This is a genomic window from Streptomyces sp. NPDC058307, from assembly GCF_042880295.1.
In the GTDB taxonomy this organism is placed as follows: Bacteria; Actinomycetota; Actinomycetes; order Streptomycetales; family Streptomycetaceae; genus Streptomyces.
In genome coordinates this window covers 23,580-41,407 of record NZ_JBHVYZ010000012.1, presented here as the reverse complement: position 1 = coordinate 41,407, position 17,828 = coordinate 23,580, and the positions used below count along the sequence as shown (strand labels likewise).

14 protein-coding genes and 1 pseudogene are annotated in these 17,828 nt (G+C 71.8%); 5 read left to right on the top strand and 10 right to left on the bottom strand.

Annotated features, from left to right (window positions below; all coding sequences use genetic code 11):
• Positions 1–2: 2 nt before the first annotated feature.
• Positions 3–1,616 carry an alpha/beta hydrolase gene (locus ACFVYN_RS11525; protein WP_389995951.1) on the top strand — a complete coding sequence of 538 codons (1,614 nt, stop codon included), beginning with the start codon at positions 3–5 and terminating at the stop codon, positions 1,614–1,616.
• A 94-nt stretch (positions 1,617–1,710) separates the two neighbouring features.
• On the opposite strand, the gene ACFVYN_RS11520 is transcribed toward ACFVYN_RS11525, so the two are convergent.
• The 7 genes and pseudogenes from ACFVYN_RS11520 to ACFVYN_RS11490 all read right to left on the bottom strand — a co-directional run bounded on the left by ACFVYN_RS11520 (position 1,711) and on the right by ACFVYN_RS11490 (position 10,188).
• Positions 1,711–2,733, bottom strand: a complete 1,023-nt coding sequence (locus tag ACFVYN_RS11520) for an NAD-dependent epimerase/dehydratase family protein (protein ID WP_389996235.1) — start codon at positions 2,731–2,733, stop codon at positions 1,711–1,713.
• Between the two features lie 73 nt (positions 2,734–2,806).
• Positions 2,807–3,526: a lysophospholipid acyltransferase family protein gene (locus tag ACFVYN_RS11515; protein ID WP_389995947.1), complete on the bottom strand. Its 720-nt coding sequence runs from the start codon at positions 3,524–3,526 to the stop codon at positions 2,807–2,809.
• A 141-nt stretch (positions 3,527–3,667) separates the two neighbouring features.
• Positions 3,668–4,912: pseudogene (locus tag ACFVYN_RS11510) on the bottom strand (PP2C family protein-serine/threonine phosphatase).
• A gap of 58 nt (positions 4,913–4,970) precedes the next feature.
• Positions 4,971–7,412, bottom strand: a complete 2,442-nt coding sequence (locus tag ACFVYN_RS11505; protein ID WP_389995944.1) for a SpoIIE family protein phosphatase — start codon at positions 7,410–7,412, stop codon at positions 4,971–4,973.
• Between the two features lie 95 nt (positions 7,413–7,507).
• On the bottom strand, positions 7,508–8,728 hold the full coding sequence (gene rocD / locus ACFVYN_RS11500) for an ornithine--oxo-acid transaminase (RefSeq protein ID WP_389995941.1): 1,221 nt from the start codon (positions 8,726–8,728) through the stop codon (positions 7,508–7,510).
• Positions 8,725–9,549, bottom strand: coding sequence for a dimethylargininase (ddaH, locus tag ACFVYN_RS11495; protein WP_389995938.1), 825 nt, complete (start codon positions 9,547–9,549; stop codon positions 8,725–8,727). The genes rocD and ddaH overlap by 4 nt, the downstream gene beginning before the upstream one ends.
• A 153-nt stretch (positions 9,550–9,702) precedes the next feature.
• On the bottom strand, positions 9,703–10,188 hold the full coding sequence (locus ACFVYN_RS11490) for an Lrp/AsnC family transcriptional regulator (RefSeq protein ID WP_389995936.1): 486 nt from the start codon (positions 10,186–10,188) through the stop codon (positions 9,703–9,705).
• A gap of 78 nt (positions 10,189–10,266) precedes the next feature.
• Between ACFVYN_RS11490 and ACFVYN_RS11485 the strand changes: the two genes are divergently transcribed.
• The 4 genes from ACFVYN_RS11485 (at position 10,267) to ACFVYN_RS11470 (ending at position 14,372) form a co-directional block, all read left to right on the top strand.
• On the top strand, positions 10,267–11,016 hold the full coding sequence (locus tag ACFVYN_RS11485) for a LytR/AlgR family response regulator transcription factor (protein WP_389995933.1): 750 nt from the start codon (positions 10,267–10,269) through the stop codon (positions 11,014–11,016).
• 2 nt (positions 11,017–11,018) lie between these two features.
• The gene (locus ACFVYN_RS11480) at positions 11,019–11,378 is read left to right on the top strand and encodes a hypothetical protein (RefSeq protein WP_389995931.1); all 360 of its coding nucleotides are present in this window, start codon (positions 11,019–11,021) and stop codon (positions 11,376–11,378) included.
• Positions 11,375–13,102 carry a cation acetate symporter gene (locus ACFVYN_RS11475; protein WP_389995929.1) on the top strand — a complete coding sequence of 576 codons (1,728 nt, stop codon included), beginning with the start codon at positions 11,375–11,377 and terminating at the stop codon, positions 13,100–13,102. Before ACFVYN_RS11480 ends, ACFVYN_RS11475 begins: the two co-directional genes overlap by 4 nt.
• Before the next feature lie 64 nt (positions 13,103–13,166).
• Entirely contained in the window at positions 13,167–14,372 is a 1,206-nt protein-coding gene (locus ACFVYN_RS11470) for a sensor histidine kinase (RefSeq protein ID WP_389995927.1), read from the top strand.
• A 3-nt stretch (positions 14,373–14,375) separates the two neighbouring features.
• Here the strand turns inward: ACFVYN_RS11470 and ACFVYN_RS11465 are convergent, their stop codons facing one another.
• Genes ACFVYN_RS11465 through ACFVYN_RS11455 form a run of 3 tightly spaced genes read right to left on the bottom strand, consistent with a single transcriptional unit; the run spans position 14,376 to position 17,808 of the window.
• On the bottom strand, positions 14,376–14,552 hold the full coding sequence (locus ACFVYN_RS11465; RefSeq protein ID WP_389995925.1) for a hypothetical protein: 177 nt from the start codon (positions 14,550–14,552) through the stop codon (positions 14,376–14,378).
• Between the two features lie 13 nt (positions 14,553–14,565).
• On the bottom strand, positions 14,566–16,401 hold the full coding sequence (locus ACFVYN_RS11460) for a septum formation family protein (protein WP_389995923.1): 1,836 nt from the start codon (positions 16,399–16,401) through the stop codon (positions 14,566–14,568).
• Between the two features lie 27 nt (positions 16,402–16,428).
• On the bottom strand, positions 16,429–17,808 hold the full coding sequence (locus ACFVYN_RS11455; RefSeq protein WP_389995921.1) for a DUF6777 domain-containing protein: 1,380 nt from the start codon (positions 17,806–17,808) through the stop codon (positions 16,429–16,431).
• Positions 17,809–17,828 lie beyond the last annotated feature (20 nt).

Here is a 17,828-nt window from a genome sequence, read left to right as displayed (position 1 = left end):
TCTTGAGGGAGACGAAACCGAAGTGGCGCACGACGGCACTCGGTTCGGCCGGCGTGCTCATCACGGCCACGCTGATATCCGGTGCCGTCGCGGCACCCGCGTCCGGCGCCAACACGTCCGACAGGACGGCCCGGCACGGACAGGAGCGCGAGGCCGTCGGCGCCACGATCGCCGCCGCCCGCGCCGCGAAGGCCGGTATCGACTGGACGGACTGCCCCGCCGACTGGGGGATCGCCAAGCCGGTCCAGTGCGGCTGGGTCAGCGTGCCGCTGGACTACGCCAAGCCGAACGGCAAGCAGATCAAGCTCGCCGTCGACCACATCGGCAACACCGGCACCGCAGCGGAGCGCCAGGGCGCCCTCGTCTACAACCCGGGCGGACCCGGTGGCTCGGGCATGCGCTTCCCGCTCCGGGTCACCACCAAGAACCCGATCTGGGCCAACGTTGCCAAGGCGTACGACTTCGTGGGCTTCGACCCGCGCGGTGTCGGCCACTCCGCGCCCATCTCCTGCATCGACCCGCAGGAGTTCGTGAAGGCGCCCAAGGCCGACCCGGTGCCGGACACCGAGGCCGACAAGCGCGCCCAGCGCAAGCTTGCCCGTGAGTACGCCGAGGGCTGCGCCGAGCGCACCGGCAAGGCGATGCTCCAGCAGATGACCACGCCCAACACCGTGCGCGACCTGGACGTCATCCGTGCCGCGCTCGGCGAGAAGAAGCTCAACTACCTGGGCGTCTCCTACGGCACCTACATCGGTGCCGTCTACGGCACGATGTTCCCCGGCCACGTCCGTCGCATGGTCGTCGACAGCGTCGTCAACCCGTCGAGGAAGAACATCTGGTACGAGGCCAACCTCGACCAGGACATCGCCTTCGAGGGCCGCTGGAAGGACTGGGAGGACTGGGTCGCCGCCAACGACGCCGCCTTCCACCTCGGCACCACCCGGGCCGCGGTCCAGGCGAAGTGGCTCGAACTGCGCGCCACCGCCAAGAAGAACCCCATCGGCGGGGTCGTCGGCCCGGCCGAGCTGATCGGCTTCTTCCAGAGCGCCCCGTACTACGACTCCTCGTGGGTGCCGGTCGCGACGGTCTTCAGCAAGTACGTCGCCGGTGACACCCAGGCGCTCGTCGACGCGGCCGCCCCGGACCTCACCGACACCGCGGGCAACATCTCCTCGGAGAACGGCAACGCCGTCTACACGGCCGTCGAGTGCACCGACGCCAAGTGGCCCACCAGCTGGAAGAAGTGGGACCGGGACAACACCGCGCTCAACAAGAAGTACCCGTTCATGACCTGGGCCAACGCCTGGCTGAACCTGCCCTGCGCGACCTGGCCGGTCAAGCAGCAGACCCCGGTCGAGGTCCGCACCGGCAAGGGCCTGCCCGGCGTGCTCATCGTGCAGTCCCAGCGTGACGCGGCGACCCCGTACGAGGGCGGCGTCGAACTGCACAAGCGCTTCAAGGGCTCCCGCCTGATCACCGAGAAGGACGCGGGCTCGCACGGTGTGACCGGCCTGGTCAACCCGTGCATCAACCCGCGGGTGGACGCCTACCTGCTCACCGGCAGGCTGGACAAGGCCGACGTGACGTGCGCCCCGCACGCCACGCCCAAGCCGTAGTACATAGCACGCACCACGGGACAAGGCGGCCGGAGCCACCGGCCGCCTTTTCTCACACGCCGAAGTGCATGCACCGATCCTCATCCACCGATCCTCATGCGCCGAGCGAGTCGAGATACGCGTCCTCCGCCGCGTAGTCGAAGAGGTCGCCGTAGGCCTGGAACATCTTCGGGTACGCCTCCCGCCAGTCCCGTCCAGCCAGGCGCGCCTCGATCCAGGCGACGGTCTCCGGCAGCCGGTCCGCGTACCGCACCACCGCGCGGTAGCCCAACTCCCGTTCCGCGGCGGACATGTCGCAGACGACCGGCACCGGCACCGACCACGGGGTCTCGCCCACGGCCGACGACGGCGGTGGCCCGTCCAGCAGGACCGTCTCGGTCTGCACGCCCATGACGGCGTCGATCGCGCCGGCGATCTCCGCCACCGTCGGGGCGTCCGGATCGACGGCGTTCAGGGCCCTGGTGCCCGGCTTCGCAGCTGCGAGCCGGATCAGCTCCGCGATGTTGTGGACGCTCGCGGTGTGGAAGCGGCTCTTGCCGCCGAAGGGCAGGACGCGCCGGGACCGGCCGTCCAGGTTGCGCTTGACGAAGTACAGCTCACGCGGCGTCAGGCAGTGCGGTCCGTGGATCGCGCCGGCCCGTAGCAGCGTGGTGGGCAACTGCTCCCCGGCCGCGAGGAGTTCACGCTCGAGCCCCGCCTTGCGGGTGCTGTACGAGGTGTCGCCCGGCGTGACGGTCCGCTGGTCCTCGGTCACGGGCACCGGATACTCCGGGAAGCCGTCCGGCTCGTCCTGGGTGTCGAAGCTCCGGCCCTTGTCGTCCTCGTACACCGAGACGCTGGAGATCACCACGGCCGAGCCCACACGGTCGGCCAGCGACACCAACTGCCGTGCGTGGGCGGGGCCGTAGGCGACCATGTCCACCAGGACCTCGCAGCCCTCGCCCACGGCGGCGGCCAGCGCGGTCTCGTCCGCCCGGTCGGCCCGCGCGGTACGGACCTCGGCGGGCCAGCTCTCGTCCAGGCCGCCGCCCCGGGAGACGGCCGTCACCTCCCAGCCGTCCCGGGCCAGCGCGCCCACGGCCACCCGCCCGATCTGTCCCGTCGCTCCGACCACCACAGCACGTCGTGTCATGCGGCGACCGTACGGCGATCACCCGCTCGTCCTCCAGGGGTTCTGCCGACGGCAGACCTCAACCCAGCGGCAGCCGCGGGAACTTGCGCTCCTTGGCCGCAGCGGTCTCCTCGGCCTTCACCACGGCCGCGTACTGGTCGACGTACTCCTGGCCGGACAGCTTCAGGATGGCGTACATGATCTCGTCGGTGATGGCCCGCAGGATCGCCTTCTCGTTCTCCATCCCGGCGTAGCGGGAGAAGTCCAGCGGCTTGCCGAAGCGGATCACCACGGGATGGACGTTGGGGATGACCTTGCCGGGCGGCTGGGCCTCGAAGGTGCCGATCATCGCGCAGGGGATGACCGGGACCTGCGCCTTGAGCGCCATCACCGCGACGCCGACCTTGCCCTTGTAGAGGCGGCCGTCGTGGGAGCGGGTGCCCTCCGGGTAGATGCCGAGCAGTTCGTCCTTGCTCAGCACGCCGAGACCCTCGCGGATGGCGGCCTGACCCGCTTCCTTGCCGGAGCGGTCGACCGGGATCTGCCCGGCGCTGCGGAAGAAGAAGGCGGTCAGCCGGCCCTTGACGCCGGGGCCGGTGAAGTACTCGGCCTTCGCCAGGAAGGTGATGCGCCGCTTGAGCACCGCGGGCATCAGGAAGTGGTCCGAGAAGGACAGGTGGTTCCCGGCGACGATGGCCGCACCCGACTCCGGGATGTGCTCCAGACCCTCTATTCGGGGCCGGAAGACCAGTCTCAGCAACGGCCCCAACAGCACGTATTTGAGCAGGTAGTAGAACAAGAGGGGGCGCTCCTCGGTCGGGCGGACGGCTCAACTCCGCGTTCTGGCTGGTCAACCGGCGTGAGGCGGGGCTGCCAGTGTAGGCGCAGGCGGCGACGCCCGGAACAGGACGAGGAGAGGTCTCACCGGACCTTGGCCTGTTCACAGCCGTACGATCACCAACGCCGTGTCGTCCGTGGCGCCGCCGGGCGGGAGCAGCTCCAGCAGGACCGCGTCGGCGAGGGTCTCGGGGTCGTCCTCGCGGTGCCGGGCGAGGGAGTCGGCGAGCCGGGCGAGCCCCGTGTCGATGTCCTCGCGGCGCCGCTCCACCAGGCCGTCGGTGTACAGCGCGAGGGTGGCGCCGCTGGTGAAGGTGGTCGAGGCCTGCGGCCGGGGCATCGGGTCGGGACGGGCGTCGAGCGGCGGGTCGGTCGCCTTGTCCAGGTACTCCACCCGTCCGTCGGGGTGCACCAGCATCGGCGGAGGGTGCCCCGCGCTGCTGTAGGTGAGGGTGCGGTGGTCGAGGTCGATGAAGGTGGTGACCGCCGTGGCGGACTCGGCGCCGTCGACGACATGGGCGTACCGGCCAAGGACGTCCAGGGCCTGACCGGGTCCCGCGGCGACCCGGGAGGCGGCGCTCAGGGCACTGCGCAGCTGGCCCATCACCCCGGCGGCCGCGAGACCGTGGCCCACCACGTCACCGACCGAGACACCGACGCGGTGGCCGCCCACCAGGTCGACCAGGTCGTACCAGTCCCCGCACACGTGCAGCGCGCCGACCGCCGGCCGGTAGCGCACGGCGGCCCTCGGGTGCAACGTCTGCCTGCCGGTGGGCAGCATGGCTTCCTGAAGGGCGAGGGCGACCTCGCGGTCACGGGCGTGGGCCTGCCGCAGGCGGTCGTTGACCTCCTGGAGTTCACGGGCGCGGGTGTACAGCTCGGCCTCCAGGACGCGATCCTGGCCGGCGCTCGGACCGCCGCGGGCCCGGATCAGCTCGGTGACCTCCTCGACCCGGTGCACGAGCAGCAGGACCTTGCCGTCGGTGTCGAGCACCGGCGCGTTGCAGGGGCTCCAGTAGCGCTCCTCCCACGCCCCCGGCCGGCCCGGCGCCTCCACGTCCTAGCGCTGGACGGCCATGGAGTCGCGTTCCCCGGTCTCCAGCACCCGGCGCAGGGAGGCGGCCAGATTGCGCATGCCGGTCGACGCGGGTTCGTTCGGGTTGTCCGGGAAGACGTCGAAGAGATAGTGGCCCACGACCTGTTCGCGCCGGCGCCCGGTCGTGCGCAGGAACTCCTCGTTGACGTCCGCGTACACCAGGTCGGGCGTGAGGAGGGCGACCATGCCTGGCAGGGCCTGGAACACGGCTGGGTAGTCGATGGAGTCGGTGTCGCTGGGTATGTCGCTCATGGCTGCCGCCTCCCTGCCGGGATCGCACCATTTTCCCACGGTATGCGGGGTTCGGCCGTCAGTCCGGTGGATCCGCGAGGGACTGCTCGGCCCAGATGATCTTTCCGTCGGGTACGAACCGGGTGCCCCAGCGCCGGGCGAACTGGGAGACCAGCAGCAGCCCGCGGCCGCCCTCGTCGGTGGTGCGCGGATGGCGCAGATGGGGCGCGGTGTCCCCGCTGTCGAACACCTCGCAGATCAGGGACCGCTCACGGATCAGCCGGAGCCGGATCGGGCCGACGGCGTACCGGATGGCGTTGGTGACCAGTTCGCTGACGACCAGCTCCGTGGTGAAGGCGAACTCCTCCAGGCCCCACTCCGTCAGCTGCCGGGACGCCGTCTTGCGGGCCTCGGCGACCCGGGCCGGATCGACGGGCACGTCCCAGTCCGCGACCTGGTCGGGGCCCAGCAACCGGGTGCGGGCCATGAGCAGGGCCACGTCGTCGTGCGGCCGGTCCGGGGCCAGGGCGTCGACCACGGATCGGCAGTGCAGGTCGAGCGGGGACGTGGACTTCTCCAGGGCCTGGCGCAGCCGATTGCGGCCCGCGTCCGCGGCCCACCCCTCACCGTGGGCGAGCAGTCCGTCGGTGTGCAGCGCCAGGGTGCTGCCCTCCGCCAGGGCCACCTCGACCGACTCGAAGGGCGGACCGCCGACGCCGAGCGAGGGACCCTGCGGAAGGTCCACGAAGGCGACCGTGCCGTCGGGCAGGATCACGGCGGGCCCGGGGTGGCCGGCGGCGGCCATCGTGCACTGCCCGTCGACCGGGTCGTAGACGACGTACACGCATCCCGAGCCGAGGGCGCTGTCGGTGTCCTCCGTCTCCGGCCCCGCCCCCTCCTCGCGCGCCGCGCGGGCGACCAGGTCGTCCAGATGGCCCAGCACCTCCTCGGGCGGCAGGTCCAGCGCCGCCAGCGTCCGTACGGCGGTCCGCAGCCGGCCCATCGCCGCGGCGGCGCCGATCCCGTGCCCGGGCGCCTCGCCGACCACGAGGGCCACCCGTGCGCCGGAGAGCGGGATGAGGTCGTACCAGTCCCCGCCCAGGCCGGTCAGCTCGTCGGCGGGGCGGTAGCAGGCGGTCACCTCCACGGCGTCCTGCTCGGGCAGCCGGTGGGGGAGCAGACTGCGCTGCAGGACGAGCGCGGCCTCGCGCTCACGGGTGTAGCGCCAGGCGTTGTCCACACAGACGGCGGCCCGGGAGACGAGGTCCTCGGCGAGGTTCAGGTCGTCCTCGTCGAAGGGTTCCTGGCGGCGCCGGCGGAAGAAGGTGGCCACGCCCAGGGTGACGCCCCGCGCGCGGATCGGCACGACCAGCACGCTGTGCAGACCCAGCTCCAGGAAGGTCGCCCGGCGGTCGCCCGGTATCCCGGTCGCCCACTCCGCGGCCAGCGGGTCCAGTCGCTCCTCCCGCCAGGGCGTGCCCTCGGCCAGACACCGCAGCGGGGGCGACCCTGGCCGGTAGGCGGCCACCTCGCCGACCTCCACGACGGCCTCGGGGACGCCCTCGTTCACCGACTGCTGCCCGGCCCGCAGCAGCGTCACGTCCGCGGTGGGCTCCGCTCCCCGCAGCACCGACTCCAGCAGGTCCACGGTCAGGTAGTCGGCGAGCGCCGGTACGGCCACGTCGGCCAGCTCCTGCGCGGTGCGCCGGATGTCCAGGCTGCGGCCGATGTACTCGCCGGCCCGGTCGAGGAGGGCGAGGCGCTGCCGGGCCCGGTGCCGCTCGGTGATGTCGACGACCGTGTAGTAGACGCCCATCGGGTGGCCCCGGTCGTCGTCGATCCGGGTGAACGACATCGTGTGCGCGGTCTCGCGGTGCGGGGCGGAGCGGACCCGGCCGACGTGCTCGTACTCCACGATCGGCTCACCGGTCTCCAGCACGCGCCGCATCTGAGCCTCTATCGCCTCGGCGTCCAGACCCGGCTGGATCTCCGCGAACCGCAGTCCCAGACGCCGCTGGGCCGGGGCGCTGCCGAACTGCTCCAGCGCCGGGTTGGACCACACGCAGCGCAGGTCCGTGTCCACGATCGCGATGCCGATGGGGGACCGGGTGACCATCTGTTCCAGGACGCGGCGGCTCATGTCCCAGCCGGGCGCCTGCGCCATCTCGGAGAGCAGGACCAGCCAGCGTTCCGAGCGGTCTGGGTTGCGGGAGTTCTCGGCCACCGCGATCCGGACCATGACCGGGACCGGCCGGCCGTGTTTGTGCAGGGCGGTCAGCAGCCCCGCCCAGCTGCCGTCGGTCCGGCAGCGCGCGGTGATCTCCGGCAGCCGACGGGCGTCCTCGGGGGCGAGAAGGCTCGCGACGCTCCGTCCGACGGCTTCGGTGGCGGGGTAGTCCAGCAGGCGCTCGGCGTCCCTGGTCCAGCCCGTCACCGTGCCGTGGGCGTCGAGCAGCAGAGGTGCGGCATCGGCCACGTCGAACCGGTGCCGCGCGGTGTCGTGCTCCTCCTGAGCGCCCACGGCCGACCTCTCTGTCGCTGAGAGTGGTCTATCACCTCTTCGTCACATCTTCACCCGGTGTGGTGGACCGCGCGGCCGGGGAGAAGCGGGTGAACCTACCGCCTCAGTACCCTTTCCAGCACTCCCAGTGCCGACACCAGTTCCTCCGCAGTGATCGTCAGCGGGGGTGCCAGGCGGATCGTGGAGCCGTGGGTGTCCTTGACCAGGACGCCCCCGTCCATCAGCAGCCTGCTCACCTCGCGGCCCGTGCCGAGGGACGGGTCGATGTCGACGCCGGCCCACAGACCCCGGGCCCGGAAGCCGACGACGCCCTTGCCGACCAGGTCCGCCAGGCCGTCGCGCAGGACCGTGCCCAGCTCGGCCGCCCGGCGCTGGAACTCGCCCGTCTCCAGGAGCTCGATCACCGCCGTACCTACCGCTGCCGCCAGGGGGTTGCCTCCGAAGGTCGAGCCGTGTTCGCCCGGGCGCAGTACGCCGAGGACGTCACGGCGGGCGACCACCGCGGAGACCGGGACGATGCCGCCGCCCAGGGCCTTGCCCAGGAGCAGGACGTCGGGGACGACCCCCTCGTGCTCGACGGCAAGGGTGCGGCCCGTGCGGCCGAGGCCCGACTGGATCTCGTCCGCGACGAACAGGCACCCCTTGCGGCGGGTGAGCTCGCGGACGCCGGTCAGATAGCCGTCGTCCGGGATGACCACGCCCGCCTCGCCCTGGATGGGTTCCAGGAGCACCGCGGCCGTCGTCTCGTCGATGGCCGCCTCCAGCGCCGCGAGGTCGTTGTACGGCACGATCCGGAAGCCCGGGGTGAAGGGGCCGAAGCCCGCCCTCGCCGTCTCGTCGGTGGAGAACGACACGATCGTCGTCGTCCGGCCGTGGAAGTTCTCCGCCGCCACCACGATCGTCGCCCGGTCGGCCGGGACGCCCTTGACCTCGTACGCCCACTTGCGGGCCACCTTGATGCCGCTCTCCACCGCCTCCGCGCCGGTGTTCATGGGCAGCACCATGTCCAGGCCGGTCAGCTCGGCCAGGCGCTCCGCGAACTCGGCGAGGCGGTCGTTGTGGAAGGCCCGGGAGGTCAGCGTCAGGCGGTCCAGCTGCCGGTGCGCGGCCTCGACCAGTGCCGGGTGGCGGTGGCCGAAGTTGAGGGCGGAGTACCCGGCCAGCATGTCGAGGTAGCGGCGGCCCTCCACGTCCTCGACCCAGCTGCCCTCGGCCCGGGCGACGACCACGGGCAACGGGTGGTAGTTGTGCGCGAGGACCGGTTCCTCGGCGCTGATGAGATCGGCGGAGGAACGCGTGCCTACGGGTGCGGTCATGAGCGGATCTCCTGGGTGCAGCACTTGATGCCGCCGCCGGCCTTGTGGAACTCGGAGAGGTCGACGGGGACGGGGACATAGCCGTGGTCGTCGAGGCGCAGGGCGAGGGCCTCGGCCTGCGGGGCGATGAAGACGTGCCGGCCGTCGGACACGGAGTTCAGGCCGAACGCCGTCGCGTCGTCGCGGGTCGCGAGCACCGCGTCCGGGTACAGCTGTGCGAGTACCGCGCGGCTGCCCGGCGAAAAGGCCTCCGGGTAGTACACGATGTTGTTGCCGCCCTCGGAGTCGTCGAGGACGAACAGCGCGGTGTCCAGGTGGTAGAAGTGCGGATCCACCAGCGTCAGGCTGATCACCGGGTGCCCGAAGAACTCCTGGACCTCACGGTGCGCCTCCCGGGTCGTGCGGAACCCGGTGCCGGCCAGCACGTACCGGCCCGTCCACACGAGATCGCCCTCGCCCTCGCAGACCGACCCGGGGCGCCGGACGTCGTAGCCCGCCTTCTTGAACCACAGGTCGTAGTGCGTGGACTCGGGGCGCCGCTGCGGCGCGTGGAAGAGGGAACCGAAGACACGGCCGCCGACGACGACCGCCGAGTTCGCCGCGAAGACCATGTCCGGGAGACCGGGGACCGGCTCCACGGCGTCGATGCCGTGCCCGTGGTCCTCGTAGGCGCGGATCAGCGTCCGCCACTGCTCCTGCGCGAGGTCCACGTCGACATGGGTGTCGGGATGCATCCAGGGATTGATCGCGTACTGCACGGCGAAGTGTCTGGGTTCGCAGACGAGGAATCGCCGCCGGCGCGGCACACGGGGGTCGGACACAGAGGGGTTCCTCCGCTTCCTGCGGTGTCGACTGGGGTTGACACCACGGTAGAAAGTGACGGTCACGCCCGACAAGGAACAGGGATTGCGTGTCCGCGCAGAAACGCTGCGTATTCGACGGACATGACGCACGAGTGCTGCGCCCCCGGATGTTTATTCGGGAGCGGCGTGGGTCGCGCCCGCCTCGGGGCTTTCCGGGATGAGATGGGACAGCACCATCACACTGATCGTCTTCCGGATGAACGGCTCCACGCGGATGCGCTCCAGCACCTCCTCGAAGTGCTCCACGTCCCGCGCCCGCACGTGCAGCAGTGCGTCCGCGCCCCCGGTCACCGTCATCGCCGCGGTGATCTCCGGATGGTTGCGGACCACCTCCGCGAGCCGCCGCGGCGGGGCCGCGCCCTCGCAGTACACCTCGACGTACGCCTCCGTGCGCCAGCCCAGCGCCGACGGCTCCACCGTGGCGGTGAACCCGGTGATCACCCCGGTCTCCCGCAGCCGGTCCACGCGTCGCTTCACCGCCGTGGACGACAGCCCGATCGCCGAACCGATCTCCGCGAAGGACGTCCGCGCGTTCGCCATCAGCGCGGTGATGATCTTCCGGTCCAGCTCGTCGAAGGAGACGGTCCTGCTGTTCATGTCGGCACTGTATCCAGCGGGGGCGCCCGTATCTCGGCACGTGTCCAGTCGTACGAATTACTCCTAGACTCCGGGGTCATGCTGCGCGCCCTGGCTGTCGACGACGAACGCCCCTCGCTGGAGGAACTGCTCTACCTGCTGAGCGCCGACCCCCGGATCGGCAGTGTCGAGGGCGCCGGTGACGCCACCGAGGCGCTGCGCCGCATCAACCGCGCGCTGGAGTCCGGGCCGGACGGACCCGAGGCGATCGACGTCGTCTTCCTCGACATCAACATGCCGGGCCTTGACGGCCTCGACCTCGCCCGGCTGCTGACCGGCTTCGCCAAGCCGCCGCTGGTCGTCTTCGTCACCGCCCACGAGGACTTCGCCGTCCAGGCCTTCGACCTCAAGGCCGTCGACTACGTCCTCAAACCGGTCCGCAAGGAACGCCTCGCCGAAGCCGTCCGCCGCGCCGCCGAACGCCTCGACGCCGCGCCCCGCATACCCGTGCACGAACCCGACCCCGACCACATACCCGTCGAACTCGGCGGCGTGACCCGCTTCGTGGCCGTCGACGACATCACCCACGTCGAGGCCCAGGGCGACTACGCCCGCCTGCACACCGACAGGGGCAGCCACCTCGTCCGGATCCCGCTGTCCACGCTGGAGGAACGCTGGCGCTCCCGAGGGTTCGTCCGCATCCACCGCCGCCATCTCGTCGCCCTGCGCCACGTCGGCGAACTCCGCCTGGACGCGGGCACGGTGAGCGTCCTCGTCGGCGGCGAGGAGCTCCAGGTCAGCCGCCGGCACACGCGCGAGCTGCGGGACCTGCTGATGAGGAGGCCGTAGCCATGCCCCAGGACCCCGTGGAGCGCCGGGTCGTCGTCACCGGGCCGCCCCGACGCGGCCGCCCCGCCTCCGGGTACTACCGGCCGCGCACCGAGATCGACGAACAGACCACCCTCGGCCACACCTACGTCCGCTCCCTGATGCGCACCCAACTGCGGGCCGCCCTCGCGGTGTTCGCCTTCCTCGGACTGCTCATCGGACCGCTCCCGCTGCTCTTCGCGGCCATGCCGGACGCCCACCGCCTCGAATGGGCCGCCCTCGGCTTCGGCCTCTACGTCCCGATGGTCCTGCTGGCCCGCTGGTACGTGCGCCGCGCGGAGCGCAACGAACGGGACTTCGTGCGCCTGGTCGAGGACCGATGAACTCCAGCTACTCGGTCCCCGCCGTGGCGCTCGTCGTGGTCGCCACCGTGCTCGTAGGCGCCTTCGGCCTGCGCATCTCCCGCACCACCTCCGACTTCTACGTCGCCTCCCGCACCGTCGGCCCCCGCCTCAACGCGGCCGCCATCAGCGGCGAGTACCTCTCCGCCGCGTCCTTCCTCGGCATCGCGGGCCTGGTCCTCGTCCAGGGCCCCGACATGCTCTGGTACCCGGTCGGCTACACGGCCGGCTATCTCGTCCTGCTCCTGTTCGTCGCCGCCCCGCTGCGCCGCTCCGGCGCCTACACCCTGCCCGACTTCGCCGAGGCCCGGCTCGCCTCACAGGCCGTACGACGGCTCGCGGGCGCCTTCGTCGTCGGCGTCGGCTGGCTCTACCTGCTGCCCCAACTCCAGGGCGCCGGGCTGACCTTGACCGTGCTGACCGGGGCTCCCCAGTGGCTCGGCGGAGTCATCGTCGCGGCCGTCGTGGTCGCCACCGTCGCCGCGGGCGGCATGCGCAGCATCACCTTCGTGCAGGCATTCCAGTACTGGCTCAAACTCACCGCCCTGCTCGTCCCCGCCCTCTTCCTCATCCTCGCCTGGCAGGGCGACGGCGCCCCCAGCCACGCCTTCGAGGAACCGGCGACCTTCCGCGAACAGCGGGTGGTCCGCGTCGGCTCCACCCTCGACCTCACGCTGGAGCGCCCCCTGACCGTCACGGTCACCGGCACGGTCGACGGCCGCCGCCACACCGACCAGAGGCTCCAACTGCCCACCGGCACCCACCACATCGAACAGGGCACCCGCCTCACCTTCGCCAAGGGCACCACCGTCCCCGCCGCCGACCGCGGCACCAGCGACGGCATGTCGACCTCCCTGGCGGCGGGCCGCGAGGACCGGCCCCTGTACGCCACGTACGGACTGATCCTCGCCACCTTCCTCGGCACCATGGGCCTGCCGCACGTCGTCGTGCGCTTCTACACCAGCCCGCACGGCGTCGCCGCCCGGCGCACCACGGTCGCCGTCCTCGGCCTGATCGGCTGCTTCTACCTCCTGCCCCCGATCTACGGCGCCCTCGGCCGCCTGTACGCGCCCGAACTCACCCTCACCGGCAACGCCGACGCCGCCGTCCTGCTGCTCCCCGAGCGGATGATCGGCGGCCTCGGCGGCGACCTGCTGGGCGCGCTGGTGGCGGGCGGCGCCTTCGCCGCGTTCCTGTCCACGGCCTCCGGACTCACCATGGCCGTGGCCGGCGTGCTCACCCAGGACGTCCTGCCCTCGCGCGGCGTACGGCACTTCCGGCTCGGCACGGTCCTCGCGATGTGCGTCCCGCTGGCCGCGAGCGTCCTGGTCGGCGGACTGCCCGTCGCCGACGCGGTCGGACTCGCCTTCGCCGTCTCCGCGTCCTCGTTCTGCCCGCTGCTCGTGCTCGGCATCTGGTGGCGGCGGCTGACCCCGCCCGGCGCCGCCGCGGGCATGCTGGTCGGCGGCGGCTCCGCGTTCCTCGCCGTGGCCGCGACCATGGCCGGCTTCCCGGCCGGCGGCCCGCAGCACGCCCTGCTCGCCTGGCCCGCGCTCTGGTCGGTGCCGCTCGGCTTCCTCACCATGGTGCTGGTGTCCCTGGCCACCGCGAGCCGGGTACCGGCGGGCACGGCGGCGATCCTGGCCCGCTTCCACCTGCCGGAGGAACTGCGGGCGGAGGAACTCCGGGCGGAGGTAAAGGCATGAGGCGGGCAAAGGCATGAGACGAGCAAAGGCATGAGGCGGGCCAAGGCATGAGGCAGGTGGTGGCATGAGCGGATTCCTGGCCGGGCTGTGCGTGGCGATCCTCCCGCTGCTGGCCGCCGGCTTCTGGCTCGGCCGGCGCACGGCCCGACCGCAGACCCTCGGCGGCCTCGGCACCCCCGTCGAACACGCCACCTTCGAGACCCTGCACACCGCCTCCCTGGCCGCGCCCCCGCTGCGGGCGGGACTGACGGAGGAGACCGCCCGCAAGGCGGCCCGCAGACTGCGCTCGCTGCTCGGCACGGACGCGCTGTGCCTCACCGACCAGAAACAGGTCCTGGTCTGGGACGGCGTGGGCGGTCACCACCGCACCGAGATCATGGAACGCCTCGCGGGCCCGCTGGAGACCGGCCGCGGCGAGGCCTTCCCGCTCACCTGCGACACACCCGACTGCCCGGTCCGCTGGGCGGTCGTCGCCCCGCTGACCGTCGACGACCGCGTCCATGGCGCCCTGGTCGCCTGCGCGCCCCGCGAATCCGCCGTCCTGGTCCGCGCGGCCGGGGAGGTCGCCCGGTGGGTCAGCGTCCAACTCGAGTTGGCCGACCTGGACCAGTCCCGGACCCGCCTGATCGAGGCCGAGATCAAGGCACTTCGGGCCCAGATCTCCCCGCACTTCATCTTCAACTCGCTAGCGGTAATCGCCAGCTTCGTCCGCACCGACCCCGAACGCGCCCGCGAACTGCTCCTCGAATTCGCCGACTTCACCCGCTACTCGTTCCGCAGGCACGGCGACTTCACCACCCTCGCCGAGGAACTCCACGCCATCGACCACTACTTGGCGCTCGTCAGGGCACGCTTCGGCGACCGCCTCTCCGTCACCCTCCAGATCGCCCCGGAGGTACTGCCGGTCGCCCTGCCGTTCCTGTGCCTGCAACCGCTCGTCGAGAACGCCATCAAGCACGGCCTGGAGGGCAAGACCGACACGTGCCGGCTCCAGATCACCGCCCAGGACACCGGCGCCGAGGCCCTCGTCGTCATCGAGGACGACGGCGCCGGAATGGACCCGGTCCTGCTCCGCCGTATCCTCGCCGGCGAGGTCAGCCCCTCGGGCGGCATCGGACTGTCCAACGTCGACGACCGGCTCCGCCAGGTGTACGGCGACTCCTACGGCCTCGTCATCGAGACGGCCGTCGGCGCCGGCATGAAGATCACCGCCCGGCTGCCCAAGTACCAGCCGGGCGTGCACTCGGCGGGCCGTCTCACCGACGGCTGATGGTCAGGTACTGCTGGTGGCCACCATGCCGAGAGTGATCAGTCCCAGCACGACCCAGCCGAACCACAGCCAGCCGTTGCTGCCGAGCGCCACCGTGTAGGCGGTCACCGCGACGAGACCGCCGACGGTGAGCACCCCCATCGTCCGGGTCGAGCCATCCGTGGAACCGCTACCGGGCATCGCAACACCCTCCTCAGGATTCGTCCCCCTCCATGGTGCCCCCGTTCTGCCTGCGGACAGTGCACACGACGAAATGTGTGCCGTTCTTCCAGGGGCCCTGGCTGGTCCAGGAGCCCGCCGTGTACACGGACGGATCGAAGCCGTAGTCGGCCGGCGGCACGTCACGCGCGCACGCGGTGTCCGAATCGGTCCGCGCCTCGGACAGTGTGACGTCGGGGTCCAGTCGGGTGAATCCGAGCACCTCCTCGTCGTGGGAGCCCTTGCAGGAGACCAGCCGCGCGTCCCGGTTGGTGCGCACGTCCAGACAGTCCCGCCGCTGCATGGTCGCCGTGTCCGCGAACCCCGAGCCCAGCCTGCGACGGGCACCGATCGGCCCGTACACCGGCCCGTTCCCGCCCAGCACCAGACACGCGGTACGCCGTCCCGCGGCCGCGAACCCCCCGTCGGTCGGTACGACGGCCTGGCTGCGGACGTCCATGAGCCGCTCCCGGACCTCCCGCGTCCGCTCCTCGCACTGCGCAGACCCCGTCCGCCGCGCCTCGTCCGCCGAGTTGGCCGCGGCGAACGCCACCACCTGACCGTCGGGGACCGTGCCACAGGTGGGATCCAGCCGCAGCCGGGGCGTCCCCCGGAACCGCTCCGCCCCCGGCCAGTCGGCGATCACACAGTCGCCGTCCCGCAGCGGCTTCGTCAGCCCGACCGTCTCGCCGTACGGCTGCCCCGAACCCTGCTGACCGCTCCCGCCGTCCGGGGACCGGTCGGCCATGGCGTACCACACACCGCCCAGGGCCAGCAGCAGCCCGAGACCACAGGCGAGGACGGCCCGCAGGGCGTGCGAGCGCTCCCGCCGCCGACGGCCGCCCTGCGGCGACGGAGGTGTGAGCCCTTGTCCGTTCGAAGGGGGCCCGGGCGACGGCACCTGCACTCCCGCCCAGGGCGGCTGGGAACCGAGGTCGGTCTGCGTCCGGACGTACGGCTCGGGCTGCGGCGTCACGATCCGTGACAGCGCGGCCTCCGCCTCCGCCGCCGACAGCCGCCGCCCGGGGTCCTTCGCGAGCAGCGCCTGCAGTACGGGACCCAGCGCACCGGCGCGCACCGCGGGCCGCGGCTCCTCCATGACCACCGCGGTCACCTCGGCCAGATGCGAGTCCCGCTCGAAGGGACCCACCCCCTCTACCGCGTGGTACAGCGTGCAGCCCAGGGAGAACAGGTCGGCGGCCGGGGTGGGCGTGCCGCCCGTGGCCCGCTCCGGCGCCAGATAGCCCGCCGTGCCCACCAGCACCGACGCCAGCGTGTACCGGGTCTCCCCGGCGTCCGGCTGCACCGAGATGCCGTAGTCGGTGAGCAGGACGCGTCCGTACGGCGATCCCGCGCGGTCCGGCGCCAGCAGGATGTTCGCCGGCTTCACGTCCCGGTGCATCACGCCCCGCTGGTGCCCGGCGGTCAGCGCGTCCAGCACGGCGAGGCCGACGCGGGCGCACTCCGCCGGGGCGAGCGGTCCGCGGGAGTCGACCAGGTCGCGCAGGTCCACGGCGTCCGCCACGTACTCCATGACGATCCACGGCAGCCCGTCGTGCTCCAGCACGTCGTGCACGGTCACCACGTGCGGGTGGCCGCGCAGTCCCGCCGCGTGCCGGGCCTCCGCGCGGGCCCGCGCCACCCGGGCCTCCCGCTCGACCGCCTCCACCGGGTCCCGGAACAGGATCTCCTTGAGTGCGACCTCGCAGGCGAGTCTCTGGTCGTGGGCGAGCCACACATGGCCCATGCCGCCGCTGCCGAGCGGGTGCAGCAGCAGATACCGGTCGGCGATGACCCGGCCCACTCCCGACGTCGGTGATCCTGAAGGCATCCGGTGACTCCCCGGTTCTGCGGGACGCTACGTGGCGACGGTGGCGCTCGGCCCGTCGCCGGCGGGCTCACTGGTCGCCGGCTCACTGGTGGCGGGCTGGCTGGTGGCGGGCTGCGATGTCGCGGGTTCGCTGGTCGCCGGCCGGCTGGTGACGGGTGCGCTGGCCGTTGACGGAGGAGGCGGTGTCGACGGCGGAGGAGGGGGCGGCGCGCTGCTGGTGAGCGGTGAGCCGGTCGGCGGTGAGCTGGTCGAGGACGGTGGGCTCGGCCAGCTGCTCGACTTCTCGGGCGACGGCGAGACGGGAGCCGTACTCGCCGATGGCGGCGGCGGCGACGATGACGACCCCCTGGGCCTGCCGCTCGACGAGGACGGAGGCGACGATGACGGAGGGGGCGAGGAGGACACCCCGGCCCGGCCGCTGGACGGCGGTGTCCTGGGCCCGGTCGACGGTGGCGGGGGAGTGGTCGTCGGCCCGGTCCCCCCGTCGGAGCCACTCGTGCCGCCCCCGGCCACGGTCAGCAGCACGTACCGCCCGAACGGCAACTCCGTCCCCGCGGGCGGATCGGTCGCCGTGACCTTCGCGCCGCCCGGCGGAGACTCCTGCCCGGCGTACCCGGCCGCCAGCCCGGCGCCGATCAGCTCCCGGCCGGCCTGGGCGAAGCTCCTCCCGGCGAGGTCCGGCACCGTGCGCCGCATCCCGGCGTTGAAGGTGCTGTCCTTCTCACCGGTGGTGCCGACCGGACGGTTGATGCCGCGGGCTGGTTCCCGGACGTCCACGAGAGCGACCCGTTCCAGTTTCCGCGGCGCGGGCTTCACGGCCACCACCGACTCCCGCTCGTATCCCGCCCACTTCTTGTTGCCGTCCTCGAACTGGACGGAAATCCTGCCGGTGTCACCCTTGAAGGGCCGGAGCGGATTTCCGCACGAGCACTTCACAGCCGGAAGCCCTTGTTCATCGACGAGAATCGCGATTCCCGCCTGCAGCAAGGAGTTGTACGGGACGGCATTTTCCTTCTTGTAGTCGTGGTTCTCGACGAGAGTGTCGTGACGCAACAGAACCGGTGTGAGTCGATGCAGATATTCCGGTATCCGGTCCGTGCCGATGTTCAGTACCTCGGCCCACGCCTGCGCCTTTTTGTGATTCCTGGGATCGGTGAGGAATCGTTCGAGTTTGGCGACGTCACAGATGGTCGGCTGCTTGCTGCCGCCGTACAGGCCGGGCGTGTCCCCCTGCTGGAGACTTCCCTGGACGGGCTGTGACCGCACGGCCGCGGCGTCCCTGCCCAGGCCGCTGTTCTCCTCGAAGAACGGTGCGAGCGAGGGCACACCGACGGCGGCCGCCTTGACCACCGTCAGCGGATTTCCCTTCTCGCAGCCGCTCAGCAGCAGCGAGAAAATCGCGAGCAAGATGACCCTGTGCATAAATG

Coding starts and splice junctions, on each gene's coding strand:
- rocD (WP_389995941.1), bottom strand. CDS start 8,728: ATGACCGCACCCGTAGGCACGCGTTCCTCCGCCGATCTCATCAGCGCC.
- ACFVYN_RS11490 (WP_389995936.1), bottom strand. CDS start 10,188: ATGAACAGCAGGACCGTCTCCTTCGACGAGCTGGACCGGAAGATCATC.
- ACFVYN_RS11485 (WP_389995933.1), top strand. CDS start 10,267: ATGCTGCGCGCCCTGGCTGTCGACGACGAACGCCCCTCGCTGGAGGAA.
- ACFVYN_RS11480 (WP_389995931.1), top strand. CDS start 11,019: ATGCCCCAGGACCCCGTGGAGCGCCGGGTCGTCGTCACCGGGCCGCCC.
- ACFVYN_RS11475 (WP_389995929.1), top strand. CDS start 11,375: ATGAACTCCAGCTACTCGGTCCCCGCCGTGGCGCTCGTCGTGGTCGCC.
- ACFVYN_RS11470 (WP_389995927.1), top strand. CDS start 13,167: ATGAGCGGATTCCTGGCCGGGCTGTGCGTGGCGATCCTCCCGCTGCTG.
- ACFVYN_RS11465 (WP_389995925.1), bottom strand. CDS start 14,552: ATGCCCGGTAGCGGTTCCACGGATGGCTCGACCCGGACGATGGGGGTG.
- ACFVYN_RS11460 (WP_389995923.1), bottom strand. CDS start 16,401: ATGCCTTCAGGATCACCGACGTCGGGAGTGGGCCGGGTCATCGCCGAC.